Below are 26,404 nucleotides of genomic sequence, written 5' to 3'. Positions count from 1 at the left end.
CCCCGCCTAATCCCTGAGCAAATGGATCATGTGCCCCCTCTTTACCCATCTAATCCCCCTCCCTCCTCAAATAATTCATCTCAAACAAATCACGATAATCATCCGGACAATGACTTAAATACTCTTCCAACCTAGCTCGGCTTACCCCTGGATATACCTTCGAAAATGCATCCCACAGCGCACCCTCCGCACACAAAACCATAATATTATAACCATCAGAACTTACAAAAGCCCAATCATGCCTCCTCCCAAATATCAAAAACTCAAAGGGAATCCACTCTAAATAATCAATATTTAAACCTTCATAATCACATCCTAATTGAAAAATAATCCCTACATTTTCTGAATTCGATTCTAATAATTCTACATCAACAACAACAAACTCTTTCTCTTCATAGTGCGAAAGTACTTCCTCAAAACGAGCATAGTCAGAACTCAAAAAGCTATACGAAGGCGTATAAAACAGAAACTTTCCATGGATCCGAAAAATCTGATGGGGAAACCAGACCGGCAAACCCGTCTCCGAATCCACATAAAACAACCGCTCAAACTGAACACGCCACACCCGCTCAAAATCCTCTCTGGACAAAAAAGCACTTCGGTACTTTCTCAGCCCCATCGTCTTCTCCAGTTAATTCTCCACCCGATCTCCAAACCGAACCTTAACAACCTTTCCATCGGGAAGTTGAAACCGTAACGTCCATCGTCCCGGATCCCCTTTTGTCGACGGATAGCGCGTAAGCCAGGTCCCGTCAGGCGCCTGTACCCTCCACGACCCCGCCGGCTTGTTCGAAAGCGGAATCTTCGGTGGATTGCCCCACTTCTGCAAAAAATTGTCCGCGACAACCTCCGAATTCGCCTCAAATATCCGCAGAACGTCATAATCTTTTATCCATATCCAGGCGGCCATAATCCTCTAACAGTTCCAGATCGTCTATCCGATTGGCAAACGCCGACGCAAAACGCGACTGCTTGATGAAACCCAGCAACTCCCGGTACGCCGAAACCCCCAGACGATCGGCCAGCTTCAACCCCCGAACCATCTCCAGAAAATCCACCCCCACCAGCAACCGCGCCGCACAGTCCAACACCCCGAATAACGCCCCGCTGTCCCCACCGACCACACGGACCGCATCAATACCGCAACTGAGCAGCTCGTCCCATTCCTCCCGCGCCAACCGCTTCCACGTCTGCACATCCAGCAAATCCTCCCCCTTCCGGGCCAGCTCCAGCAACCGCTTGCCCAACCGGACCGCCTTGCCCCAGAGCGGGAAACTCTCCTCGCACGTCAGCGCATCTTCCGTGCACGCCTCCTCCGGCGCCCCCGAACCCGAACCACTGCCCCCACCTCCCCCACCACTCCGCGGCTCCTCACACCACAGATCCGCACAGTCCCCTACTCCCCCCTCCTGCTGCCACCACCGCGGATCCTCCTGCGTCGGCGGCCAACTCCCCCCGCCCCCAGCTGCCGAACACACCACCTCCACCTCCTCAAACACATAACACCCACACGAAGGCACGTACATGAACGACGCACCCCCGCTGACCGCACAGTCATTCCCCTGCACCACCGCCGAACCCGACGACGAACCCCTGCGTCCTACCCACTAACGCAACGCCCACAACACCCGCTCATGCGACGGCACCCACGCCAACACCTGCCCCCAGAGCACCCCCACTCCCTCCGAAACCAGTACACCTGCTCCCGGCCTCCACTTTCCCGCACCCACCGCCGCGGCACCCGCAACACCACGTACCGATACCGCCAACGACCCGCCTCGTCGCGCCAGCTTACAAACGCCACATACGGCGCCCCCAGCGCCCGCCGCACCTGCTGCAACCAGGCCACCTCCGCCCACCGGTCCCCCGAAACCTGCGGCAGTGCTCCTGACGAGACCGACGGCAACGGCGCAGGCCCTTCCTTTGGCAACGAGGCCGGCGGCAACGGCCCCAGCACGCGCTCCGCCTCGCAGCCCAGCAACAACAGGCTCAGCAACAGCAGACCGGTCCCGTAGCGCACATAGCTGCTGTCTGGATGGGTCTGTGGGAAAAGCTGGGGGATACAGAAATGCCGGGTCGCTGGGACCACAGGGTACGATGGGCGCAGGTAGCTTGTCGCTTGCGGCGCGCGGTCGGGGGCAGGTGTGTTTGCGCCGGCGCCAGGTTGCCCGGAACGTCTGGATGCATCCAGCAAGGTGCCAGCGCTGGACTACGTTACAAGGACGCTCGGGCCGGCCTCGGTTGAAACCCTCCTCCCCTCTGCTCGTGAGACGTTGCGTTGGAGATTTTGCAATCTACCTGCGGTTTGATGACCTTTGCGCAGCCACAGTGGCTCTGGTTGCTGGTGCTGGTCCCCTTCCTGGCATTCGTGCGCTGGTGGCACACGAGGCGTCAAAGCGGGGATTTGCTCTTCAGCAGCACGGCGCTGGTGGACCAAGTGCCCGCTACTTTCTGGAGCCGTCTCCGCGGCCTTCCCTTCGCCCTCCGACTGGCTACGCTGACGCTGGGTATCCTGGCACTGGCCCGCCCTCAGCAGCCACATGTCTTCGAAAAGCGCACCGTTGAGGGGCGTGATCTGATGCTGGTGCTCGACCTGTCGTCGTCCATGCTGGCCCAGGATTTCACGCCCAGTCGCTTTGAAGTGGCCCGCCGCACCGCCATCCAGTTTGTGCAGGGCCGCCCGGTCGACCGGATCGGACTGGTCGTTTTTGCCGGACAGGCCTTCACGCAGGTGCCCCCTACGCTGGACCATCGTTTTCTCCTGACCATGCTGCGGCGCCTTCAGGTCGGGCGCCTTGAAGATGGAACGGCTATCGGCACCGCCATTGCCACGGCCGTCAACCGGCTGAAAAACACCGAGGCTCGCAGCAAGGTGATCATTCTACTGACCGACGGCCAAAACAACCGGGGCGAGATCGATCCGCCTACTGCCGCCGAGCTGGCGCGCCAGGCAGGCATTCGCATCTACACCATCGGTCTCAGCGGCCGGGGCGAGGCCCCCTATCCAAGACAGACGCCTTCCGGCACCCGGCCGCAGCCCGTACCCGTTGAGATTGACGAGGCCATGATGCGCGACGTGGCCGAAAAAACCGGCGGTCGCTACTTCCGCGCCACCGACGCCCGCACCTTAGAAGCCATTTACGCAGAGATCGATCGCCTCGAGAAGAGTCCGGTCGCGGTTACCCGCTACGAAACGGTCCGGGAACGCTACGCCGTCTTTCTGGGACCGGCCCTGCTGCTACTCCTGCTGGAAGTCGTACTCCGTACTACCCGGCTTCGCCGACTGGTCGTCACATGAACCTGCACTGGCTCCATCCGGAAGGACTCTGGACGCTGGCTGCCGTGCCCGGCATGGCCCTGCTATGGTGGTGGGCCGCGCGCCGCCGCCAGCGCGACCTGCACCGCCTGGGCGATCCCGCGCTGATTGGCCGGCTCACTGCGCCCGCGCCCGGTCGCGCCCGCCTGCGCGCAGCGTTGCTGCTTTCGGCCCTTGCATTGCTCAGCCTGGCCCTGGCCGGTCCCCGCACCGGGCTGCAACCACGCCCCGTAGAACGCCGAGGCCTCGATCTACTGATCGCCCTGGACGTATCGGCCTCTATGCTGGCCGAAGACGTAGCGCCCAGCCGCCTGGCCCGTGCCCGCTACGAGCTGTACCACCTGCTCGAGCGGCTCGAAGGGGACCGCGTGGGCCTGATTCTGTTTGCGGGCGACGCCTTCCTGCAGTGCCCGTTCACCACCGATTACGGAGCCGTACGGCTGTTTCTAGACGTGGCTGATCCGTCCCTGATTCCCACGCCCGGCACCGACTACGTTCGGATGCTCCAGGTGGCCCTGCAGGCGTTTGAGACGCCGCAGCCGGAAGAAACGCCACGCAGCCGTGTGCTGCTGGTTGTTTCGGATGGAGAAAACCATGCGGCCGGCTTTGAGCAGGCCCTTCAGCAGTTGAAAGAGGCGGGCATCGAACGACTGGCCATCGGCGTGGGCGAACCCGAAGGCGCCCCGATCCCCGTGTATCGCAACGGACGTCGCACAGGTTTTCGGCGCGACACTGAAGGCCGCGTTGTGCATACACGTCTGGAGCCGGCTACCCTGCAGGCATTGGCTGAACCCGACGGGTACCTCCACCTGGGACGCACCGGCAGCGTTGTGTCCCTGTTGCTGAAACGGCTGGAAGGTTTTGCCCGGACCCCGATGGCAACCGAGACGTTCGAAACCTACGCCGAACGCTACCAGTGGCCGCTGGCGCTGGCGTTGCTGTTGCTGGCGCTGGAGGCCCTCTTGCCTGAGCGACGTCGAACCCTTCAGACCGCCTGAACGCATGCGGCTTGTGCTTGGAATCGCGCTGCTGTGGCTGCTGCTGGCGGACGACGGCGCCCGCCAGGGACGTCGCGGAAACGCCGCCTACCGGGCCGAACGCTACGCCGAAGCGGCCGAGCTTTATCGCCAGGGATTGCTTCTGACGCAGGATCCGGCGGTACGCTTTGGACTGCAGTATAATCTGGGAGCCGCGCTGCTTCGCTTAGGGGAAGCAGGGGCCGCCCGCGCCGCCTTCGACGCCGCGCTCCGCCTGGCCTCCAACCATACCGAGCGCGCACGCGCTGCCTATAATGCCGGCAACGCCGCTTTCACAGAAGGGGATCTGCAGGCTGCGTTGTACTACTATCGTATGGCCCTGCTGGCCGACCCCGACTTTGAGGACGCCCGCTTCAACTATGAATACGTGCTGCGTCATCTACCCTCCTCCCCCCCACCCTCTCCCTCAGGCGGTAGCGCAACGCACAACGACCCGAACAACGCCTCCGCCCGGAACACGCCGGGTCGGGGCCTGGCAAACAGAGGCTCACGCGAAAACGCCAACCCGTCCGACTCCCAGAGCGATGCGGCAAAGCCGCAACAACCGTCGTCTACAAAGCCCGGTGCACCGCCTCCCCCTTCACAGCTCTCGCCCGAAGCAGCCGCCCGCCTTCTTGAGGCCCTGCAACGCCAGGAACAGGAAGCGCTCCGACGTGCCCTTCGGCTGCCTACTACGCCGCGCAAGGTACAAAAAGACTGGTAATACCCGATGAGGCGAGGGATCCTTCTGCTCCTGCTGATAGGCGCCTGGACAACCTCTGGAGCCGCGCAGCAACAAACGGTAGAGCTTCAGGCGCGTGTCAGCCGTACCCAGATCGGCATGGGGGAAACGGTCGTCTACACGGTCGAAGTAATCGGCACCCTTCCCAGCGCCCTTCGCATGCCAGAGCCCCCTCCCACCGAAGGACTGGCCCTCGTCTACCCGATGCCGACTGTCCATCGCCAGTATTCACTGACTGGCGGACGCATCCAGCAGCGCATTCGCTACAGCTGGCGCTTCCGACCGGTGCGCCCGGGCAAAGCCCGCATCGGCGCCTTCCAGCTCCAGGTGGGCGACCAGATCCTGACCACCGACCCGATTGAACTCACCATTTACGACGCGCCCACAGCACCACCCGCCGAAGCCCTGCCGGAGGCAGTGGCTTCTGCTCCCGATCTGTTCATTGAAGCAACCCTGCGCCCCACTACGCCCTACGAGCAGCAACAGACCGTCCTGGAGTACCGACTGTTCTTTCGAGAAGGATTGCAGGTCTGGCGCAGTCGCCTTGTCGGCTCCTGGGAGACCGAAGGCTTCTGGCGCGAAGAGCTCAAAGTTGAAGACCGGCCACTGCCCGAGCGCGTATTGCGCCACGGCATCCCGTACTACACGTTCGTCTTGCAGCGCATTGCGCTATTTCCTACGCGCAGCGGCACGCTACGTATAGATCCACTCACCATTGAAAGCGAAGTCTCTGTGCAGCCAGATCCCCTAGACCCCTTTGCCACGCTGTTGCATCCAAGCCAGAGCGAGCCGCGGCGCATTGCCGCCCCGGCGCTTGCCGTGTCGGTACGACCGCTTCCCAAAGGCGCCCCGCCTGCCTTTATCGACGCCGTGGGGCAGTTTCGCCTGGAAGCAGCAGCAGCGCCGACAGCCGTCAGCGTCGGGGAGCCGGTAACCATCACGCTCCGACTTTCCGGCACCGGCAACCTGCCCACCCTGACCCCGCCCCGTCTCCATCTGGACTCCAGCTTTGCCGTCTATCCGGCCGACGACGCGCTAGTCCTTGACCGTCGCGGCCCTCGCCTGAGTGGCACGCGCACGTTGACTTACGTGCTCGTGCCGCACCAGGCTGACCGGCTGACGCTACCCCCTGTGCGCTTTACTTACTTTGATCCAGAAGCCCGTGCCTACCGCACGCTGACCGCTTCCCTTCCCGCGCTGGTCGTGCGCCCGGCTCCGGTCTCTTCCCCGGCCTCTCCGGTCGCTACCTCTTCGCCAGAAGCTGCCCCTTTCCGCTGGTACCGCCTGCTGCCCTATGCCGGTGGTAGCCTGCTGCTCCTGGCCTTCCTGCTCTGGATATGGCGACGTCGAGGAGCCAGCCCCCAGGTGCGCCCTTCGGCCACGCAGGCCGCGACGCTGCCCCCCTCCACCCTGGAGCCCCGCCTGTTCTACCGACGCCTGGAGGAAGCGCTGCGGCAAGCTGCGGGACGCTACCTGGGCCAGGATGCACGTGGCCTGACGCGCTCCCACCTATGCGAACGCCTGCGCCAGCAGGGCCTGCCTGAAGCAGAAGTAGTTCGGATGGCCCGGCTGCTGGCTGCCTGCGAGGCGGCCTGCTACGCGCCGACTCCTCCCGACCCGGCGCAGACGCTTTGTCACCACCGAGAGGCGGTCCAACTACTGCAATATCTCAACGGAAAGGCTCTTACCTGAAAAGGGATCCGCTACTACGGCGCTAACGCCACTTCCTCTCTGAACAGGACCAGTGGGTAGTTCGACCAGCCAGGCGCGTGCTTCGGGTCTTTTTGCGCTTCCGGCACAGCGAGAAGTCTCCTGCGCTAGCCTGCTGGCTGAGTTACCGCGGACTGACTCTGGGCCGTCAACATAGCCGTAGACTCATCCCCCCAGGAAGCAATCTGGGAGCGACAGGCCAACCCGAGATGTTACCCTTCCCAGCAGCAAGAAAAAAACGGTATGCTACCCCCAGCCTTCACCAGACATTATGACTGGCTTCAGCGCCCTGGCGCGCCCTCAGCCCCACCATTTTTCTGCGGACACTGATCTGACAGGCTCTCCAGAAGCCAGCATTACGGCCCCCCCTCAACCGCTGCTTTCAGTCCTGATGTTCAGGGCTCATAGAGCATATCAAATTGACGTTGCGCTTCGACCAGCGCTGCTCGCATCAGGTCTTCGGCCCGTGCCGTCTCCCGACGGGCCAGCCATGCCAGCAATTCCGCTTCGTCTAGCTGTTCGGCAGCGCGGCGGCAGGCCTCCCAGCTCAGAACGCTACGCACCACACGGTCGATGGCCTGCGCTTCGTTGTCGTAGGGCCGGGGCTGCATGTCGTGCCCAAGCCAGCGGCTATAGCCTGCCTGCTTCAGCAGACCGGCCAGCACGATGTTGATCCCGTTGATGCGCACGCCGTGGTCGATGTCGTAGCGGCCCGGTCCGCCCAGAATGATGCCGTCGTTGTAGCCCTGGCTGTTTAGATGAAAATGCACTATGGCCTGCTCTTCGAGCTGCTCGACCACATCATAGACGGTATCAAGACCGATCATTTCTGAGTGACCGATCTCCATGTTTACCCCTTTCCGAGTTCGGTCAATCCCGTACTCGTCGGCTAGCTGACGCCAGAAGAGCAGCGCGCTGGCCACGGTCGGCAGCAGCATGGCAGGATGTCCCTCGTTCGGCTTTGGCTCAATACCGATGTACAGGGCTCCCCCTTGTGCCTGCTCGAACTGGCAGAGCCGGGCCAGGCTCTCCTTCAGGTTGCGGTACATCTGGCGCACGCCTATCGTGGCCAGGTCGTAGCCAAACGAGCCATTCCAGATTACCAGCGTAGGTGCTTTTTCAGGATCCGGGTGCCAGGCTGACCGCAGCGGCCCATAAGCCAGCGCGACCGTGCGTTGTCCTAACGCCTCCGCAGCAGCCCGCTCCTTCGGATCCAGCGAGCAGAGCCCTCCATAGGCAAAATGAACATGCGCGCCTGGGGTGATCATTGCCAGATGCAAACCGGTATCGGCCAGGGCCCGCGCGACCGCTTCCGCATTTTGCTCATTGACTTCGTTGTCGTAGTGCAGCTCAACACCCAGCGTGATCGTATCGGGCAGGCGCGGGGCGATTTTCTCCTTGACCAGATAGATAAATTCGACCGTCTGAAAACGATCGGCCGCCCAGGATGGCCGCATATGGGCCGGAACGAAGCCCCCCTTGCCTGCATGGAACGTCCAACGGCAGATGCTATGGTAGGTCTGTGCATGAGCCATGGTTTACGCTGCAGATTGCCGTTGACGGACCAGAATGTCGCACCAGTTCTGGTAGGCTTCCTGGTAGGGTCCCTCCCAGGTAGGCTCCGGTTCAACCGTTGCCACTGGAGCCATATCCTGCAGGGCAGCCTCCGGGGACGCATAGAGCCCAATCCCGACACCTGCTCCGCGAGCTGCACCGACGGCTCCCTCGGTATCATATAGCTCCACGACCGTGCGGTTAACGGTGGCATAAATTCGCGAGAACAGAGGGCTCAGAAAGAGGTTAGCGCGGCCCGCTCGCACTTTCTCAACTGTCAGCCCCATCCGGCGGATTATCTCAAGGCCGTAGGCCAGCGCAAAGGCAATCCCCTCTTTAGCAGCCCGCAGCAGATGCGCCCGCCCATGGCGGTTGAAATCAAGCCCATGGATGGAGGCGCCCAGCGTCTGGTTGCGGAGCATGCGTTCAGCGCCATTGCCGAAAGGCAACACGCAGAGGCCGTCGGACCCGACCGGTGCAGCAGACGCCTCTTCGTTCATGGCTGCATAGCTCAGCGTGCCCCCGAAAACTTCTCGGAGCCAGCGATAGAGAATCCCCGTGCCGTTCAGGCACAACAATATCCCATAGCGTCGTTGCTCCGATGAGTGATTGACGTGGACAAACGTATTGACGCGCGTCTGGGAATCGTAGCGCGGCGTGTCGTCCACGGCATAGATGACGCCCGAGGTGCCGGCGGTCGTGGCAACCTGACCGGGATGCAGCACGCCCAGCGAGAAGGCGTTGTTGGGCTGATCGCCCGCCCGGTAGGCGACCGGAGTGCCCGGCTTGAGGCCCAGCGCCTCGGCAGCCGTTCGCGTCAGCTCACCCTGGAGTCCAAACGTGGGCACCAGGCGCGGCATCAGGGACCGGTCGATCTCCAGGTAATCTAGCAGCCAGTAGGCAGGTGCCTCCTCCAGAAAGTCCCAGCAGATACCTTCCGAGAGCCCGGAAACGGTAGTTGTGGGTTCGCCGGTCAGGCAAAAAGCCACATAGTCACCTGGCAACAGCCATTTGTAAGCCTTCCGATAGCATGCGGGTTCGTTTTCGCGCACCCAGCGCAGTCTGGTGGCGGTAAAGTTGCCTGGACTGTTTAGCAGACGGCGCAGGCATCGCTCCACTCCCAGCGTCTGGAAAGCCCGAGCCCCGATCGATACGGCCCGACTGTCGCACCAGATGATGGCCGGACGCAGCACCCGTCCCTGCCGGTCAATCAGCACCAGGCCGTGCATCTGGTAGGAAAGGCCGATGCCACCAACTGCCTCAGGGGCAAAAGGATATTGCCGACGCAGCGCCGCTACGGCCTGCTGCATGCCCTGCCACCACTGCGCCGGATCCTGTTCGGCCCAGCCGGGACAGGGCGACGTAATCTTCAGTTCCTGCTCCGGAACCGCCACCGAAGCGCAAAGACGCCCGCTTTCTGCCTCCACCAGGGCCCCTTTAATGAAGGAGCTGCCTATATCAAACCCCAGCAGTAGCATGCAGGTCTGCCTGGCGCCTCCCCGTAGTAAACGCTTCCTTTAGAAAGGAAATAAAGCAACTGCCTGGTAATGTAATCACTGCATGCCTAAAAAGGAACGGCTGCCCATACCAACAGCACCAGGACCAACAGCAGCAAATGTACCATGGCCGGCCGCAGCAGAGAACGCTGCATCAGGAACTGCAGCAAATCATACCCGATAAACCAGGCGACAAAGGCAGATAAAGGAAGCGTCCAGATAGCCACCAGCATGCTTTCTGCCAGAGGCAGACCGGTACCCAGCAGATAACTCAAAAGAGCTACCAGTCCGGTAACCACCCCGAGATGCCATCCAAGTAGTAAGCTGACAACCTGCCACCGGCGCATGGCACACAAATAGCTGGTGCAACAACGTTTAAGAACAGGTTAGCGGTTTGCAGCTTGACGCCATAGCAGCTTCACCGCACTTTTTATGGCAGATTTGGCGCATTTACCAGGCGTTTCTGGATACGGCCATGAGGGCTCGCTTTTGGGCTTCTGCTGCGCTATATTGGAGCGAGAATTCAGTTCACCAGCCCGGCAGGAAAGCGAAGCAATTGCTACGGAAGTGACGTTTCGACATGCCGAGTAAGTAAGCGTGCCGATGAAGATGTGGCGATTCCTGCCGGTGCTCTGGCTGTGCGTGGTCCCTCCGTCGCGGGCGCAGGAGATTCCGCTGGGGGGGTTTGCTTTTCTCCGTTTGCCGAGTTCGGCTCGCGTGGCCGCGCTTGGCGAAACGCCCCTGGCCGTCGCCGACGATGACGTGGCCCTGTTCCTGCTGAATCCCGCCTTACTGCACACCGGGCAACATCGCCAGTTTCAAGTAAGCTACCTGAACCATGTAGGGGGCATTCGCGCCGGCACGGTTGCGTATGCCTGGCATCAGGAAAACAGCGGGACGCTTGGCCTGGCCCTGCGCTTTCTGGACTGGGGCGCTATCGACGAAGCCGATCCGGAAGGGAATCGGAACGGTACATTTCGGCCCCTAGACCTGGCATTAACGGTCGGTCTCGGACGCACCCTCCATACGTCCCTTTACTATGGGGTCAACCTGCACCTGATCCACTCCACTCTGGCTGAACGGCAAGCTACAGCCGTTGCCCTGGATGCAGGTATTCGGTATGAAATTCCTAATCAGTTGCTGACGCTCAGTGGTAGCCTGCACTATCTGGGCCTTACGTTGCAGTCGCTGGGCACCATGCCCGACCGCCTGCCGTTCGACGTGCGTCTGAGCCTGCGCAAAAGGCTGCGGTACCTCCCCCTGCAGCTTACCGTTACGCTGTACGATCTGCCGCACCTGGGGCGGCTGCCCGAGAATCAGACCTGGCTGGGCCGCCTGTTCTATTACCTGAACTTCGGGGCTGAGCTAGGGGCCAGCCGGTCGTTTCAACTGCGCTTCGGCTACAGCTATCGCCGCCACGAGATGCTGAAGATACGCCCCCGCCTGGACCTGGCCGGGTTTAATGCAGGTTTTGGCCTGCGCATTGTTGGATTGCATTTCGACTACGCCTTCAGTTCCTGGTCCACACTGGGCACGCTGCATTATCTGACGGTCCAGACCCGGCTATAATCCAGATCACCTGTCCCGCATGCGCCTCTTTCCCTGCAAAAAAGGGGTAACCGACGCGTTTTGAGTGCGTCATCTTGCCCATTCTCTTGACGAAACCCTTCCAATGCCTTATTGTGGGCTTCGCGCCTCACCCCCCTGGGACGTGCTCCTTACCCCGGCGATTGTCCCCCGAAATCGCCGGGGTATCTTTATGAACGGCCCGGGGCCCCGGCAATTGCAGCCGAGGCCCCTCTACCTCTGAAAGCCCCTAGAAGTAAATCTGCACCGCTGCCCGCAGGTTGACTACCTGCTGCCGCTCAATGGTCTCCAGTCCCACTTCTTCTGGATGATCTGTCAGCACATAGACGCCCATGCCATCCTCAATTCCTACCGGCACATCCAGCAGCAAGCTGCCGTCCAGGATAAGCTGGACGTTGCTCCGGAGCCGGTAGCTGAACATCGGGGAGACCTCGTGAATAGGATCATCGCCGAGCTGCTCCGTCCCGAGCTGTTTCAGTTGCACCAGTGCATAACGCAGCCCGAAAGCCACGGTCTTCATCCTGTAGGTAGCCTGCGCGCGAAATGCCGTAATCGATGCATCGCCATAGTCATTTTTGAACTGCCCATAGGTTATCTGCCCTTCCAGCCAGAGCACCCCCTGTTCGGTTGGATAGCCCAGCGCCACGTCACTACCTCCGATGAGCAGTTCACCCGCTTTGAGCGGTCGCCGCCCGATGTACGGATTCCATGCGCTGTGCAGCAAGATGGGCTTTTCCTTGTTCCAGACGTTCAGCGCACTGGAATGGCCGGCCAGCACATCTTTGTAATAGGTCACATTAGCTCCTAACCGGACTTCCAATGCCTCGCCAACGGGACTGGGCTTTAGCCGGAACAGATCATGCCCTTTGTTAGGTCCGAGCTGCACGCGGACTGTCACCATCGGGAAACCGAAGACTTCCGGCAGATAACGATTGGGAATGCTTCGACCCAGCCCCGTCTGAACGGCCAGTGCCAGCGAGACCTTCTCACCGGGATAGGCGTGCAAGGCCGCACCATAATCCCGAAGCAACCCCACAAACTTCTGGACAATGGAGCGCTCGACGAAGGGCAGGTACGCGGAATAGGTCAGCCCTTCCGCACCGGCCGGCACCTTGAACTGCCCCAGCCGCACGTAGACATTCTCTGTGCCCGGGAAAGGCACATCCGCATAGAAATCCTGCACGATCTGCGGCATGCCCCAGAAGCCTACCCGCGAGACCGGAATTTCAGCTTCCGGTCCGGTCAGCCCCAGTTCCACCCGATAGCGAACGCCCGCATAGGTACCTTTTACATAAATTCGCGTTCGCGTCAGAAAATGGTAGGCCCGCCAATCATCCCGAAACGGATCGTCCACCTTCTGAAGGACCCAGTCCGGGCGCAGGAAACCATGCACCACCGGTCCTTCATCGTTCGGTGTTGTTTTTTCCTGGCCCCGCGCTGGCAATGCTCCGAGTAGCAGCACGATAAGGGCCAGGAAGCTTTTTGTTAGCGCACGCATGGCTATTCCCTCCCCTTTTGGTTGTTCAATGGGATCCTGTATCGGCCGCCTGACACCGTGCTGCCGCTGGTTGCACGATCCGATCAGATCGCGGTGCGATCTGATCGCGCTTCTGACTCACCTTCCCCAGCGCTGTCGGTGGCAACCCGTGGCAGTCACACAACCGCAATGACAGCGACCTGACTAGACGGGCCCGTCCGGTCTCCATTTGACGACGGCCCCTATCAAGCCACACCCTCGGGGCACTTCCGGCAATGGTCAGGGCCCCTGTTACGCTGACCCATCGCAGATCACGGTTCATGGCCATCTGCCCCTTCCCGACGACCCGCCCCGTCCTGCCGGTGAAGCAGCTTGCAGCCCAACGCTCCTTGTGCCGGATTCGGCTGCGCCCCGAATCCGGCACATACCAGATGCTTTCGGTGCCCTGCTCCTCCAGCGTCAGCAGCGTGTTCATCAGACCGATCCCATGCATCATCCCCTCCCTGGCGCTTTCGGAGTTCCAGAGACCGGACGGGCCCCCACCTCAAACCGCACCACAACCTGGTCTCCTGTCCGCAACACCCCTAGCATTGCCGTAGGCGGCTTGATGCCAAAGGCGCGCATGGATAGCGGCAGCATGCCCTGAAAGCGCCAGCCTGCTTTCTCGGCTCGAGCCAGCACCTGCAGTCTGACCGCACGTTCTGCGCCGGCCACGGTCAACTGGCCCTGCACGTAGAGCCGATACCCTTCAGGTATGCGCTCCACGGAATCGACCTGCGTCAGCACGAACCGAATCTCCGGATACACGTCGGCTTTTAGCGCACGCCGCAGCTTGCGGTCCATCGCACCGTTTCCACACGCAAGGGCTGTTACCGGCACTACAACCACGGCTGCCTGCACCCAGACTGAATCCCCGAACGTTTCCAGCGAGACCGTCCCTTGCCAGTCTGTCACCGTGCAGGTCCAGTCGTGCAACGTCGAAGTCCCCCTGACTTCAAAAGAGCTTCCCTCAGACTGCAGGGCCAGCGTAACCGGCTGCGCCTGCGCGACTCCGGCCCCTATCATCAGCAGTCCCACCACCATGCGCAGCCTTCCCCTGTTGCTGCCCCCTCGATTTTCCGCCATGGCCGCCTCGCTCGTGCTTTCAGGGTGCACCTTTAAGCAACGAAGCCGACCGCTTTCGGGAGGAGAGCAAATCCTGATGCGTTGTGTAGGCAGGAGATGCGCTTCATTGTCCGGTAATTGCCTGGTGCGTTGTCAGGGAAGTGCCTACAGAGTGACGCATAACGGACATCTAGATTTCACACGCCTCCCACAGACCGTGGAAAATTTGCTATGCCATCGCGCATAACGGAAATACAATCCAGATTTTTTCCACACCCCTTGTGATCGCCCAGGCAGCACGCTATACTTGAGGCCACAGGCCCTGCCACTTCCGGGGCCGTGCTGTCGTGGCACGGCGGCCGCCTCTCCGATGCCGAGGCGGCGTCACGGGGGAAGCCGGTGGAATTCCGGCGCTGTCGCGCAACGGTAAAAGCCCGAATGCCCGCCCGGAAGTGCGATCACAGCCAGCGCCCATAAGGATTGCTGGCACACCCTGCGCGTCACAGGGTGGTGATCGGCTGCAAGTGGCTGCTGCGTTCAGGTGCAGACCTTTCGGGCGACACCCGTCGCCGTTCGCATCGGCTGCTGCTGCCCTTCTCCACCTTCTGGCCGCGGGGGACCTCGACCTCAGATGTCTCACCAAACCCGAGGGACCACCATGGCCGCCTTGCAGACGCTCGCACCCGACACGCTGCCTACCGTTATCAAGCGGGATGGCCGGCGCGTAGCGTTCGACGCCAACCGCATCCGGCGCGCGCTCGAAAAGGCTTTTCGCGCAACGCTTAACCTGCCGGCCGAAACCTCGCTCTCCGTAGAACTGGCCGCAGAAATTGAAGCGCTCACCGGTGCCGTGGTGCACTGGTGCCGCAACCGCTCCGAAGTGTCTGTTGAGGAGATTCAGGACGAAGTGGAGCGCACGCTGATGCGGGCTGGACGCTACGCCGTTGCACGCCGCTACATTCTCTACCGCGAAGCCCGCGCCGAAGCACGCCGCCGCCAGCAGCTTACCTATCGACGAGCCGACGGCACCGAGGCCCTGTTTCCCCACCAGGCCATCCGCCAACGCATTGAAGCAGCCTGCGCCGGCCTGGAAGACGTCGATCCCGAACAGGTCTACCAGGAACTACTTCGCACCGTTTATCCGGGCATTCCCGAAGATGAACTGGACCGCGCGCTCACGCTGGCCGCACGCACGCATATCGAGCGAGAGCCGAACTACACGTACGTGGCCGCGCGTCTCTTGCTGGATAGCCTCTACCGAGAAGTATTTGGCCGCGCTATCGCGCCGGACGAACAGGCCGAGGCCTGCCGCACCGGGTTCCATAGCTACCTGGAGCAGGGACTCCGCCTGGGCCGCCTCGACGAGCGTCTGCTGCAAACGTTCGATCCAATCCGCCTGGCCGACGCTCTGCATCCTGAGCGCGACCGTCAGTTCACCTTCCTGGGCCTGCAAACACTCTATGACCGCTACCTGTTGCACGATGCCGCAGGCCGTCGCTTTGAACTTCCCCAGTACCTCTGGATGCGGGTGGCCATGGGGCTTGCCCTCCACGAAGACGACCCCACCACCCGAGCTATCCAGTTCTATGAGCTGCTCTCCAGCTTTCGCTTTATGAACTCCACGCCCACGCTCTTCAATGCAGGCACGCCTCACCCGCAGCTTTCTTCCTGCTACCTGACCACCGTGCAGGACGACCTGGGCGCCATCTTTAAAGCCATTCGCGACAATGCCCTGCTCTCCAAATGGGCTGGCGGCCTGGGAAACGATTGGACGCCAGTCCGTGCGCTGGGCGCTCATATTCGGGGCACCAACGGTCGCAGCCAGGGCGTCATCCCCTTTCTCAAGATCGTCAACGACACGGCCGTTGCCGTCAATCAGGGCGGCAAACGCAAAGGGGCTGTGTGCGCCTATCTGGAGGTCTGGCATCTGGACATCGAAGAGTTTCTGGAACTGCGCCGCAACACGGGCGACGAGCGTCGCCGCACGCACGACATGAACACGGCCTGCTGGATCCCTGACCTGTTCATGCAACGCGTGCGCGCGCGCAAGCACTGGACGCTTTTTTCCCCTGACGAAGTGCCGGACCTGCACGAGCTGTACGGTCGGGCCTTCCAGGAACGCTACGAGCACTATGAGCGCGAGGCCGAAGCCGGCCGCATCCGGAACTGGCGCCGCGTCGACGCCCTGACGCTCTGGCGCAAAATGCTCTCCATGCTTTTTGAGACCGGTCATCCCTGGCTCACCTTTAAGGATCCCTGCAATATCCGATCCCCTCAGGATCACGTAGGCGTTGTTCACTCCTCTAATCTCTGCACCGAAATCACCCTCAACACGTCGCCTGAGGAGGTAGCCGTCTGCAACCTGGGCTCGATCAACCTGGTGGCCCATGTAAACGACCAGGGGGAGCCCGACTGGGAAAAGCTTCGCGAGACAATCCGCACGGCCGTCCGCATGCTTGACAACGTCATTGATCTCAACTTTTACCCGATCCCGGAGGCTCGCACTTCTAATCTGCGGCATCGCCCCATCGGACTGGGCCTGATGGGCTTTCAGGACGTGCTCTACCGCCGTAAGCTTTCCTATGCCAGCCAGGCGGCCGTGGAATTTGCCGATGAGCTTATGGAACGAATCGCCTATTATGCCTACGAAGCCTCGGCAGACCTGGCCGCTGAACGGGGCGCTTATGCGACCTTCAAGGGATCTAAATGGGATCGCGGCCTGCTGCCGCTCGACACGCTGGACCTGCTCGAAGCCGAACGGGGCGAGCCGATCCCGGTACCTCGCACTGCTCGACTCGACTGGGACGCGCTGCGCGAAAAGATCCGCCGCCAGGGACTGCGCAATTCAAACGTGCTGGCCATCGCCCCCACGGCTACGATTGCCAACATCTGTGGCGTCAGCCCGTCCATTGAACCCACCTACAAAAACCTTTACGTCAAAAGCAATCTCTCCGGCGAATTTACCCAGCTCAATCCCTACCTGGTACGCGACCTGAAGGCCCTGGGCCTCTGGGACGAAGCGATGCTGGACGACCTGAAGTACTATGACGGCTCGGTGCAAGAAATCGACCGCGTCCCCCCGGAACTCAAAGAACGCTACCGCACCGCCTTTGAAATAGAACCGCGCTGGCTCATTGAGTGCGCTGCTCGTCGCCAGAAATGGATCGACCAGAGCCAGTCGCTCAATCTATATCTGGCCGAGCCCAGCGGTCGCAAGCTCAGCGAGATGTACCTGCTGGCCTGGCAGCTCGGCCTGAAAACGACCTACTACCTGCGGGCGCTGGCCGCCACCCAGATCGAAAAGTCCACGCTTGACATTAACCGGCGGGGCATCCAGCCGCGCTGGATGAAAAGCCGCTCTCCCTCCAGCGACATCATCGTCCGCCGCGACGGCCCTGCTTGCTCGCCCGACGACGAAAGCTGCGAAGCCTGCCAGTAAATGCGCATTCCCTAGAAATCTCTTTTGTTCAACCCCAAACCCCGTACCTGCCATGATGGAGCTGCCTGCTTTTGGGGCGCGCCGCATCAACGTCGAAGACAAGCGCCTGATTAACTGTCACGAAGTAGATGTCAACCAGCTCATGCCGATCAAGTACGCCTGGGCCTGGGAGCATTACCTCAACGGCTGCAAAAACCACTGGATGCCCAATGAAATCCCCATGGCCCGGGATATTGAGCTGTGGCGTTCCAATAAACTGACCGACGATGAACGCCTGGTCATTTTGCGCAACCTGGGCTTTTTTGCCACGGCCGAAAGCCTGGTCGGCAACAACATCGTACTGGCCATCTTCCGCCACGTTACCAACCCCGAGTGCCGCCAATACCTGCTCCGCCAGGCCTTTGAAGAGGCTATTCACACCCACGCTTTTCTGTACATCGTCGAAAGCCTGGGGCTCGACGAAGGCGAGGTCTTTAACATGTACCGCGAAATTCCGTCCGTGGCCCGCAAGGACGAGTTCGAAATGGAATTAACGCGGGAAGTGCTGCGCCCTGACTTTACCACGGCCACCATCGAAGGAGCCCAGGCCTTTCTGAAAAACCTGATCGGTTATTACGTAATCATGGAGGGGATCTTCTTCTACAGCGGCTTTGCCATGATCCTCTCCTTCCACCGCCAGAATAAAATGACCGGCATTGGCGAGCAATTTCAATATATCCTGCGCGACGAGACCATCCATCTGAACTTTGGCATTGATCTGATCAACGGCATCAAAGCCGAAAATCCGGAGCTGTGGACTCCTGAATTCCAGCGCGAAGTGCAACAATTGATCGAAGAAGCTGTCGAACTCGAAGTGGCCTATGCGTACGACTGTCTCCCCCGCGGCGTGCTGGGCCTGACCGCCCCTATGTTCCGGGAATATGTGCAGTACATTGCCGATCGACGCCTGGAGCGCATTGGCCTCAAGGCACGCTACGGCTCGAAAAATCCGTTCCCGTGGATGAGCGAAACGATTGATCTACTCAAAGAAAAGAACTTTTTCGAAACGCGGGTTACCGAATATCAACAGGCTGCTGCCCTGTCGTGGGATGAGTAAAGTAAAACGGCATTCACTCCTGAAAACAACGAAGACGTCATGGTTCAGGCGACAAATCTGGGTTTTCCGCGCATCGGATTGCAACGGGAATTGAAATGGGCGGTTGAGGGTTACTGGGCCGGCCGCGTCTCGGAGGAGGCGTTGGCGGACACTGCCCGTCAACTCCGCACCCGTCACTGGCGCTGGCAGCAAGCAGCCGGGCTCGACCAGATTCCCTCAAACGACTTCTCGTTGTATGATCATGTGCTTGATACTATCGCGCTCGTAGGCGCCGTACCCGAACGCTTCGGCTGGCAGGGCGAGGTCGTTGACCTGGCAACGTACTTTGCGATGGCTCGGGGCGTTCAGGAAAAAGAACTGGAAGCCCGGGGATTGGAAGGTACCGGGGTCCTTCCCCTGGAAATGACCAAATGGTTCGATACCAACTACCATTACCTGGTGCCCGAATTTTATCCAGAGCAGACGTTTCGGCTGGCTTCAACCAAACCCATCGACGAGTACCTGGAGGCAAAATCGTTGGGCATTGAAACGCGGCCGGTGTTGCTAGGACCCGTCTCTTTCCTGTTATTGGGACGCGCAACGGTACCCGGCTTCAATCCGCTGACGCTGCTCGACCGCCTCCTGCCTGTCTACGCCGAAGTATTGCGTCGCCTGAAAGCTGCGGGCGCCCGGTACGTCCAGATAGACGAACCCTGTCTGGTAAGCGACCTGACACCCGAAGCACGCCAGGCCTACCAGCAAGCTTACGCTGCGCTGAACCATTCCGATCATCCAGCCCTGGTGTTGACGACGTACTTCGGCGGGCTGGAAGACAATCTGTCGCTGGCGCTTTCGCTCCCTGTAGCGGCGGTGCATCTCGATCTGGTGCGCGCACCGGAACAGCTTGAGCCAGCCCTGGCGCACCTTCCCGCAGATCGGATGCTCTCACTGGGTCTGGTGGACGGCCGCAACGTCTGGCGCACCGATCTCGACGCAGCCGCTGCGCTGCTAAAACGCGCCCTTGAAGCGCTGGGGCCGGATCGAGTCTGGATTGGCCCTTCCTGCTCGCTCCTGCACGTGCCCATCGACCTGGACGCCGAGCCGGATCTTGATCCGGAAATTCGTCCCTGGCTGGCCTTTGCCCGTCAGAAGCTGGAGGAACTGGTTACGTTAAAGCGGCTGGCCAATGAGGGCGAAGCAGCTGTGCGCGACCAGCTCGAGGCAGCCCGCAGGGCACGGGCTGAGCGTCTGGCCTCACCGCGCCGCACGAATCCAGCAGTGCGTCAGCGCCTGGCCCATCTCTCGCCTGATATGGCGCGTCGAAAGCGTCCGTTTGCCGAACGCTATGAACGCCAGCGCGCCCGACTGCAGCTCCCCTTGCTGCCTACCACGACCATTGGCTCGTTCCCTCAAACAGAGGAACTGCGCAAAAAACGGGCGGCCCTACGCCGGGGAGACCTTGCTCGCGAAGCATACGAACAGTTTCTGGAACGCACCATTGCGGATACAATTGCCCGCCAGGAAGCTCTCGGACTGGACGTGCTTGTGCATGGCGAGCCTGAACGCACCGATATGGTCGAATATTTCGCCGAGCAACTCCAGGGCTTTCTGGTTACGCGCAACGGCTGGGTGCAGAGCTACGGAACGCGGTGCGTACGTCCCCCCATTCTATACGGCGATGTATCCCGGCCCGGCCCCATGACGGTCCGCTGGATTACCTACGCGCAGCAGTGCACCGAGCGGCCAGTCAAGGGCATCCTGACCGGCCCCGTCACGTTGCTGCAGTGGTCGTTCGTACGCGACGATCAGCCGCGGGCTGACACGTGTCGCCAGATCGCTCTGGCGCTCCGGGACGAAGTGGCGGATCTGGAAGCCGCCGGCATCGCCGTGATCCAGATCGACGAGCCAGCCCTTCGCGAGGGACTGCCGCTGCGTCGTCGGGACTGGCCAGCCTACCTTGAGTGGGCCGTTGAATGCTTCCGCCTGACGGCCAGCGTTGTGCGCGATGATACGCAGATCCACACCCACATGTGTTATGCCGACTTCGAGGACATTCTGGAAGCCATTGTAGCACTCGACGCCGACGTGATCTCCATAGAGGCAGCCCGCTCGGGCATGGCCCTGCTGGAGGCCTTTCAGCGCTTTCAGTATCCAAACGCTATTGGGCCCGGCGTGTACGACATTCATTCGCCGCGCGTGCCGTCGGTCGAAGAGATGGAAACGCTGCTGGAGCGCGCCCTGGCCGTTATCCCGCCCGAACGGCTCTGGGTAAACCCCGACTGTGGCCTGAAGACGCGGCGCTGGACCGAAGTGGAACCAGCCCTGCGCCATATGGTCGAAGCTGCGCGGCGATGGAGAGCGCGCGTGGCGGCAACGGTTCCCTGACAGGCTTACCGCGCGTAACGTGTAATCATTGCGGAGCCGTGGGGGAGACCGGCCGGCCTGTCGGGAAACGCTGGCGAAGGGCTCGAATAGCCGCTGTTTCCCCGATCAGGATCAGCCGGTCTCCCTCTTGCAACCGCGTGTAGGGCGTCGGCACAAAGCGTTTTTGCTCACGCTGCACCAGGGCCACCTGGCAGGAAGCGGGCAATTCCAGCTCGCCCACATCCTGTCCGATCCAGACCGCCGTCTCGTCATCAGAGCGCAACGTGAGCAAGAGGAAGTGTTCGGGATCCAGGAGCGTTGTCTTTAGCTCCAGCTCCTCAGAAGCACTGCGCCATCGATCCAGAAAGTCGGGTTCATCGATGCGCGAGGCCAGGTATGCAAGAGTGCGCAGATGCTTGCCCGGGTTTTCTTCAGGACTGACCAGAAACAGGATCGCATAAACTGTTTCAGGCTGCTCCGACGCAGATGCTTCCACCGCCTCGCCATCTACCGTAATCTGCACGCCTTGACGGCAGCGCACCAGCACCAGCTCGGGTTCGTCAATTTCGGGCACGCGCAGATGCGCCAGCGCTACCCCATGGGTAATGGGCATGAGTCCATAGCGAGCGCCGTCCAGGAATCCCCGAACCAGACGAGCCGCAGTCACCGGCAGCCGCTGCGCCAGAAGCCCCGATACGTCCTCGACAAGTTCGTTGAAAGGAGCGCACTGCTCCAGATCGCGCACAAAGGCTCGCGTAACAAGTTGCTCGAACGAAACAGCCTCTACCTCTTCTTTTTCCCGAACCTGCGGCGGCAGAAATACGACAACCCTGTCTCCAGGCTGCGGCGTCAACTGGCCCTCTTCGGCATGAATGAGCAGCTCACTACCGCGCACTACAAAAAGCAGGATCAGATCCCCCTCGTAAGCCTCCTGCAGCGCCTCGTAGGGCATCTTTTCGGAAAGCTCTACGACCCGGATTTCACCGCCCTGGTTGAAGCGCTCGGTGAGCGTCGCGTAGGTTACTTTGCCGCCAAAAAGCGGACGGCCTCGCAGATGCGCAGGCAGATCCTGCTCACTTCCCTCGGTGCGAGTAGCGAGCTGAAAAACCGAGGTGCTGTCAAAAATTTCGGCAAAGTGCAGGGCGGCCAGTGCGTTCACCTCATCGTTGGGCGTCAGGGCCAGAAAATAGCCAATGCCACTCAAATCCAACTCATCCAGCACTTCTTCCGAAAGCGCATTTACCCGAGCCGCCTGCAGCCGGGCGCGACGCGCCCGAGCAATGTTGTCGGCATTCGAGTCGATCAACAGCACCTTGAAGCCCAGGTCACGCAACACCGTTGCCAGCCGCCGCGCCCAGAGATGCGCTCCCAGAATCAAGACGCCCTGCGGATTAGGATCAGCCAGCTTCAATGAACGCGCCAGCGGCGCAATCGTCAAGCCATAGAGCGCTACCGTCCCCACAATGACCAGAAAAATGAGCGGCACCATGGCCTGGGCCTGGGCCGGGTAAAGCGACTCCATGCGAAAAGCAAACAGCGAGGCTACTGCCGCCGCCACAATGCCTCGAGGCGCCAGCCAGGATAAAAACACCTTCTCACGCCAGTTCAAATTCGTTCCCAGCGTTGACAGCCATACCGCAACCGGCCGTACCACCAGAACCAGTACCGCCAGAAATACCAGAGCCCGCTGTTCAATGTAGCGCAGCGTCTCAAGCTCCAGCCGAGCGCTCAGCACAATGAAGAGGCTCGAGATGAGCAGCACCTGCAGATCTTCTTTGAATTCTGTAATGCGACGCACCGGCACATATCGCTGATTCGCCAGGATGATGCCTAGCAGCGTTACTTCCAACAACCCCGACTCTTCCTGCAATACATTCGACAGGGCAAACGTGGCCACTACAATCATCAAGGCTATCGGACTCTGCAGATAGTCGGGGATAAGCCGTCGGTAGAGCAGCAGGATCAGCAGCGCGGCTCCGAGTACGCTGATGCCCACGCTGATCGTAATCGTCAGCAATAACCCTTCAAGGGCATGCCATACCGCTTCACTGAGGCTTTCGGCAGCGCCCGGAGCTGCTTCCAGTAACAGAATGGTTTCCAGTACCAGCACCGCCAGAATGGCCCCGACGGGATCAATAGTTATCCCTTCCCACTTGGCCACCGCCCCCACGCGTCCAGAAGGCCGCACGTGACGCAACAGGGGAATGACGACCGTTGGTCCGGTCACGGTCAGAATGGCCCCCACCAGCACAGACAGGCTCGGATTCAGCCCGACAATATGGTAAGCAGCCAACCCGGCCAGTACCCAGGTAACCAGCACCCCCAGGGTGATCAGGTTGCGAACGGCCTTCCCGACTTCTCGCAATTCCGACAGACGCAGGTTCAGCCCGCCCTCAAACAGGATGATGCCAATGGAAAGCGAAACAAACGCAAACACCCAATCCCCTTGCAATGCCTCGGGCGGCAGCAGCCCGGTTACCGGCCCGGCAATAAACCCAAAGGTGAGCAGCAACAAGATAGAGGGCAGGCGGAAGCGCCAGGCCAGCCACTGAGCCCCTACGCCCAGCACCAGCACTGCAACAATACCTAGTACAATGGATTCCATACAGCCTGCGTAGCCGTTGGGAGCGTCGTTTTACAGAAAGGCCGCCCGAGCTGCACCGGCTGCTGGGGTGCGTCATCGGTTCGGCGTTACAAGATAGGCAAAAGTATCCCCTGAGAAAACGTCCCAGACGCCTGAACAGCGCTCTTGCCCTACTTCTCGCCGGACGGACCAGACAGCCTCAACGTCGGCCCCGGACTGCCTGGACTGGAGTCTGCACAGGCTGCATTTCCGAATCATCCTGCCCGGAGGAATAGGCGCGCGCAGACCAGTACAGATAGCGCTGGCCGCTGACGCCACGGTATGGTCTGCTTGAACAGGGTTTAATCCCAGATAGGCCAGTACACGCCAAAGCGCAAACGGCGAGCCGGTAGTGGATAGATGGGAACGAGCAGGACGCCCGGCTGGAGGACAGTGCCGCTGATAATGTTTTCCCACACCAGAAACAGCTTAGCTGTTCGCAGGCCGGCCTCTACATAAAGGTCCAGCGTACCTGCCGGTCCGAAGCGGCGAGCGCCTCGCTCAGGGAGCGCCAGCAGGCCTGTAGCTGCATGCAGCAGGCGGCTCCGAAAGGAGGTCCAGTAACGCCCCAGCAGATACAGATCCGTATCCAGTTCCTGAAACAGGAGCAACCGCCCCCCTAACCGTACGTGCAAAAGCAGCGCGGGTAACGCCGCTGCCTGGCGACGATGCAGGCTTGAAGCTGCGGCATTGAACGTCCGAAACGTCGTGGCCTGTACCCGGGCATACGGACCGCGCCGGGCTGCACGCCGCCACTCAAAACCAACCGTCACTCCTCCGTGCACCAATCCGGCTTTGAGCGCCTGCACCTGCACTGTGTCGCCCCTCCCCACGGCGTAGAGGTCTGGCACCTCTTCCAGCCGCATCATGAAACCTTCGACGCGGCCCCGGAACGAACCGACCGCGTGCTGCACGCCCAGTTTTATCCGGACCACGCGTCCGCCCGAGCACGCGACGCAGGGCTGGAGCAATTCGCCCCAGCCTGTGCGAAACACCCAGGGCGGCTCGGGATGATGCAGCCCCATCTGCAGGAGAGGACGCCAACGTCCTTTCGCTCGCCCCAGTGCGAGCGTCGCCTCGGCGCCTATGCGCTTTTCCTGTCGAAATACCTGGCCATTCCATGCGAGATACCAGGTGCGCTGCCAGAGCGTGTCGGCAGCCAGCAACCGCATACGGGCACGGGTCCACCGGGCATCAGTTGCCGTAGCTTGAGGCTGGCGCAGCCAGTCCCAGACCCCTTCCAGCCGCCAGATGATTCCGGCAAGCGTCTGCTCCAGATAAAAGCCATAGCGATCTGTATGAGCCGCAACGGTATCCAGCTCAGGATTGCGATAGCGGAAGGTTTGCGCTGTCCAGTAGGCGGAGACAGTCAGAGGTGCGCGTGTCAGGCCCGTGCGAACGCGCAGCGTTACCGCCAGATCGTTGCGGATTGTCTGGCGCCGCGCGGACGGGTAGCGAACGGCCGCGCCAAAGGGTTCATAAATGGTCTCAAAGGCCTGGCCTGGATGCGGCAGCACGCCGCCATGTGCTCCTACCCGCGAGCGGTTATGCAGATTTATCAGCGTCAACGCCCAGTCGTGCTGCTGGTAGCGCAGTCGCACCAGGACCTGGCGTCCTCGACGCAGGCGGCTGCCCGGGTAGGCGCCCTGCATGGCATGCCCTCCATAGCCGAAAAGCAATTGCAGCAGTCCCGGTCTTCCTCTCAGCGACTGCCTTCGGTTTTGCACGTGGAGTGCCATGATGCTCTGCAGGCCGTCGCCGCCTGTTCGGTAACGAAGCTCCGTTAGAGGGCGCGGCACTCCATAAGGACGCAGCTCGGTAAAGACGGTGAGCGGTGCCTGGTCAACAGCGGCTCCCATCCGAACAGGACTGAGAAAAAAAAGGGGCAGCAGCTCGTAGGCTGGCCGGCCCGTAACGGGATCATTGAAAGGGTGCCCGTCCAGGCGCAGACCAACCAGATGGGGCGGAAGGCCGTCTGGGCTCCATCCTTCGGGCCAGCCCAGCAGCCGAAACGCATAGGTAAACGTACCCGGCAAGCGTCCCAGCAGATCCGTCAGGTGCAGGAGTGCCAGACGGGCCGGCAACGTGTCGCTCACAGCAGTCCCCCAGGATATTTGCCTGAACCCTACAGGCGGACGTCCACCGGCGGTATCGGCCGGAGCCTGCGCCGCAGCCGGCAGTACCAGCAGTGCCAGCCCAATCCACAACGTCCGCTTATTCATCGGGAAACAGGCCAAACAGTCGGCTTTCTACGCGACGAATGACTTCTCGCCGGTCCTCCTCCTTATTGACAAAGTCTAGCTCGTCCACATCGATAATCATTTTCGGCCCCAGATTGTAACGGGCAATCCAGTCTTCGTAGTGTCGATTGAGCCGTTCCAGATATTCGATGCGAATGGCTGTTTCGTAAGGCCGCCCGCGCGCCTGGATATGCCGCACAAGCGTCGGCACCGACGCGCGCAAATAGATCAGCAGGTGCGGCGGTTTCAGAAACGACGTCATGATTTCGAAAAGCGCCACATAGTTTTCGTAATCGCGCTGGGACATCAGGCCCATTTCGTACAGGTTACGGGCGAAAATTTCGGCGTCTTCATAAATCGACCGGTCCTGCACGACGGAATGGGGCGATGCTTCTATCTGACGCTGCTGCCGAAAGCGGCTGGACAGAAAAAAAATCTGCAGGTTAAAGGACCAGCGACGCATGTCGTTGTAAAAATCAGCCAGATAAGGATTGTCGTCTACGCGTTCATAAACAGCTTCCCATTTGAAGTATTCACTCAATACACGGGTCAGCGAGCTTTTCCCGGCCCCGATATTGCCTGCAATGGCTATATGTTTTTTTCGGGAAGACGCTGCACGTTCAGCCATAAGCCTGTTCGATTCGTATCATCTTACGCAACC

19 protein-coding genes and 1 riboswitch are annotated in these 26,404 nt (G+C 60.7%); of the genes, 8 read left to right on the top strand and 11 right to left on the bottom strand.

The features are described 5' to 3' along the window. Positions 1-49 precede the first annotated feature (49 nt). The 3 genes from BUA15_RS04760 to BUA15_RS13585 all read right to left on the bottom strand — a co-directional run bounded on the left by BUA15_RS04760 (position 50) and on the right by BUA15_RS13585 (position 2,020). On the bottom strand, positions 50-619 hold the full coding sequence (locus tag BUA15_RS04760) for a hypothetical protein (protein ID WP_072714819.1): 570 nt from the start codon (positions 617-619) through the stop codon (positions 50-52). A 259-nt stretch (positions 620-878) separates the two neighbouring features. Then, entirely contained in the window at positions 879-1,526 is a 648-nt protein-coding gene (locus BUA15_RS04755; protein ID WP_072714818.1) for a hypothetical protein, read from the bottom strand. Between the two features lie 74 nt (positions 1,527-1,600). Next, entirely contained in the window at positions 1,601-2,020 is a 420-nt protein-coding gene (locus BUA15_RS13585) for a hypothetical protein (protein ID WP_143149565.1), read from the bottom strand. Between the two features lie 288 nt (positions 2,021-2,308). Between BUA15_RS13585 and BUA15_RS04750 the strand changes: the two genes are divergently transcribed. Genes BUA15_RS04750 through BUA15_RS04735 form a run of 4 tightly spaced genes read left to right on the top strand, consistent with a single transcriptional unit; the run spans position 2,309 to position 6,766 of the window. Next, complete coding sequence (locus tag BUA15_RS04750) at positions 2,309-3,298, top strand: vWA domain-containing protein (protein WP_072714817.1); 990 nt, start codon at positions 2,309-2,311, stop codon at positions 3,296-3,298. Then, positions 3,295-4,314 carry a VWA domain-containing protein gene (locus BUA15_RS04745; protein ID WP_072714816.1) on the top strand — a complete coding sequence of 340 codons (1,020 nt, stop codon included), beginning with the start codon at positions 3,295-3,297 and terminating at the stop codon, positions 4,312-4,314. Before BUA15_RS04750 ends, BUA15_RS04745 begins: the two co-directional genes overlap by 4 nt. 4 nt (positions 4,315-4,318) lie before the next feature. Beyond that, positions 4,319-5,056, top strand: a complete 738-nt coding sequence (locus tag BUA15_RS04740; RefSeq protein ID WP_072714815.1) for a tetratricopeptide repeat protein — start codon at positions 4,319-4,321, stop codon at positions 5,054-5,056. A 6-nt stretch (positions 5,057-5,062) separates the two neighbouring features. Then, entirely contained in the window at positions 5,063-6,766 is a 1,704-nt protein-coding gene (locus tag BUA15_RS04735; protein WP_072714814.1) for a BatD family protein, read from the top strand. A gap of 413 nt (positions 6,767-7,179) precedes the next feature. Here BUA15_RS04735 and BUA15_RS04730 read toward each other — a convergent pair whose 3' ends face one another. The 3 genes from BUA15_RS04730 to BUA15_RS04720 all read right to left on the bottom strand — a co-directional run bounded on the left by BUA15_RS04730 (position 7,180) and on the right by BUA15_RS04720 (position 10,181). Further along, a complete protein-coding gene (locus tag BUA15_RS04730; RefSeq protein WP_072714813.1) occupies positions 7,180-8,319 on the bottom strand; it encodes a TIM barrel protein in 1,140 nt (379 codons plus the stop codon). Positions 8,320-8,322: 3 nt separating this feature from the next. Then, entirely contained in the window at positions 8,323-9,816 is a 1,494-nt protein-coding gene (locus BUA15_RS04725) for a xylulokinase (RefSeq protein WP_072714812.1), read from the bottom strand. 86 nt (positions 9,817-9,902) lie between these two features. After that, the gene (locus BUA15_RS04720) at positions 9,903-10,181 is read right to left on the bottom strand and encodes a hypothetical protein (protein ID WP_072714811.1); all 279 of its coding nucleotides are present in this window, start codon (positions 10,179-10,181) and stop codon (positions 9,903-9,905) included. A gap of 256 nt (positions 10,182-10,437) precedes the next feature. On the opposite strand from BUA15_RS04720, the gene porQ reads away from it, so the two are divergent. Beyond that, a complete protein-coding gene (porQ, locus tag BUA15_RS04715) occupies positions 10,438-11,403 on the top strand; it encodes a type IX secretion system protein PorQ (RefSeq protein ID WP_072714810.1) in 966 nt (321 codons plus the stop codon). A 247-nt stretch (positions 11,404-11,650) separates the two neighbouring features. Here porQ and BUA15_RS04710 read toward each other — a convergent pair whose 3' ends face one another. After that, complete coding sequence (locus tag BUA15_RS04710; RefSeq protein WP_072714809.1) at positions 11,651-12,919, bottom strand: porin; 1,269 nt, start codon at positions 12,917-12,919, stop codon at positions 11,651-11,653. A gap of 471 nt (positions 12,920-13,390) precedes the next feature. Then, complete coding sequence (locus BUA15_RS04700; protein WP_245771920.1) at positions 13,391-14,023, bottom strand: YceI family protein; 633 nt, start codon at positions 14,021-14,023, stop codon at positions 13,391-13,393. A 355-nt stretch (positions 14,024-14,378) separates the two neighbouring features. Then, a riboswitch (adenosylcobalamin-variant (AdoCbl-variant) riboswitch) is annotated at positions 14,379-14,454 on the top strand. A 206-nt stretch (positions 14,455-14,660) separates the two neighbouring features. Here BUA15_RS04700 and BUA15_RS04695 point away from each other — a divergent pair. From BUA15_RS04695 to metE, 3 genes are read left to right on the top strand one after another with little or no spacing between them, the layout of a single operon-like run. Next, positions 14,661-17,441: a ribonucleoside-diphosphate reductase subunit alpha gene (locus tag BUA15_RS04695; protein ID WP_072714806.1), complete on the top strand. Its 2,781-nt coding sequence runs from the start codon at positions 14,661-14,663 to the stop codon at positions 17,439-17,441. A gap of 52 nt (positions 17,442-17,493) precedes the next feature. Further along, positions 17,494-18,537, top strand: coding sequence for a ribonucleotide-diphosphate reductase subunit beta (locus BUA15_RS04690; RefSeq protein WP_072714805.1), 1,044 nt, complete (start codon positions 17,494-17,496; stop codon positions 18,535-18,537). A 39-nt stretch (positions 18,538-18,576) separates the two neighbouring features. Then, the gene (gene metE, locus BUA15_RS04685; protein WP_072714804.1) at positions 18,577-20,901 is read left to right on the top strand and encodes a 5-methyltetrahydropteroyltriglutamate--homocysteine S-methyltransferase; all 2,325 of its coding nucleotides are present in this window, start codon (positions 18,577-18,579) and stop codon (positions 20,899-20,901) included. 25 nt (positions 20,902-20,926) lie between these two features. Here metE and BUA15_RS04680 read toward each other — a convergent pair whose 3' ends face one another. The 3 genes from BUA15_RS04680 to BUA15_RS04670 all read right to left on the bottom strand — a co-directional run bounded on the left by BUA15_RS04680 (position 20,927) and on the right by BUA15_RS04670 (position 26,371). Beyond that, on the bottom strand, positions 20,927-23,485 hold the full coding sequence (locus tag BUA15_RS04680; RefSeq protein WP_072714803.1) for a cation:proton antiporter domain-containing protein: 2,559 nt from the start codon (positions 23,483-23,485) through the stop codon (positions 20,927-20,929). Positions 23,486-23,805: 320 nt separating this feature from the next. Beyond that, complete coding sequence (locus BUA15_RS04675) at positions 23,806-25,725, bottom strand: putative porin (protein WP_072714802.1); 1,920 nt, start codon at positions 25,723-25,725, stop codon at positions 23,806-23,808. Beyond that, positions 25,718-26,371: a deoxynucleoside kinase gene (locus tag BUA15_RS04670; protein WP_072714801.1), complete on the bottom strand. Its 654-nt coding sequence runs from the start codon at positions 26,369-26,371 to the stop codon at positions 25,718-25,720. The genes BUA15_RS04675 and BUA15_RS04670 overlap by 8 nt, the downstream gene beginning before the upstream one ends. Positions 26,372-26,404 lie beyond the last annotated feature (33 nt).

Origin of the sequence: Rhodothermus profundi, from assembly GCF_900142415.1 — a bacterium.
GTDB classification, from domain to species: Bacteria; Bacteroidota; Rhodothermia; order Rhodothermales; family Rhodothermaceae; genus Rhodothermus; species Rhodothermus profundi.
This window is presented reverse-complemented; position numbering and strand designations above follow the sequence as displayed.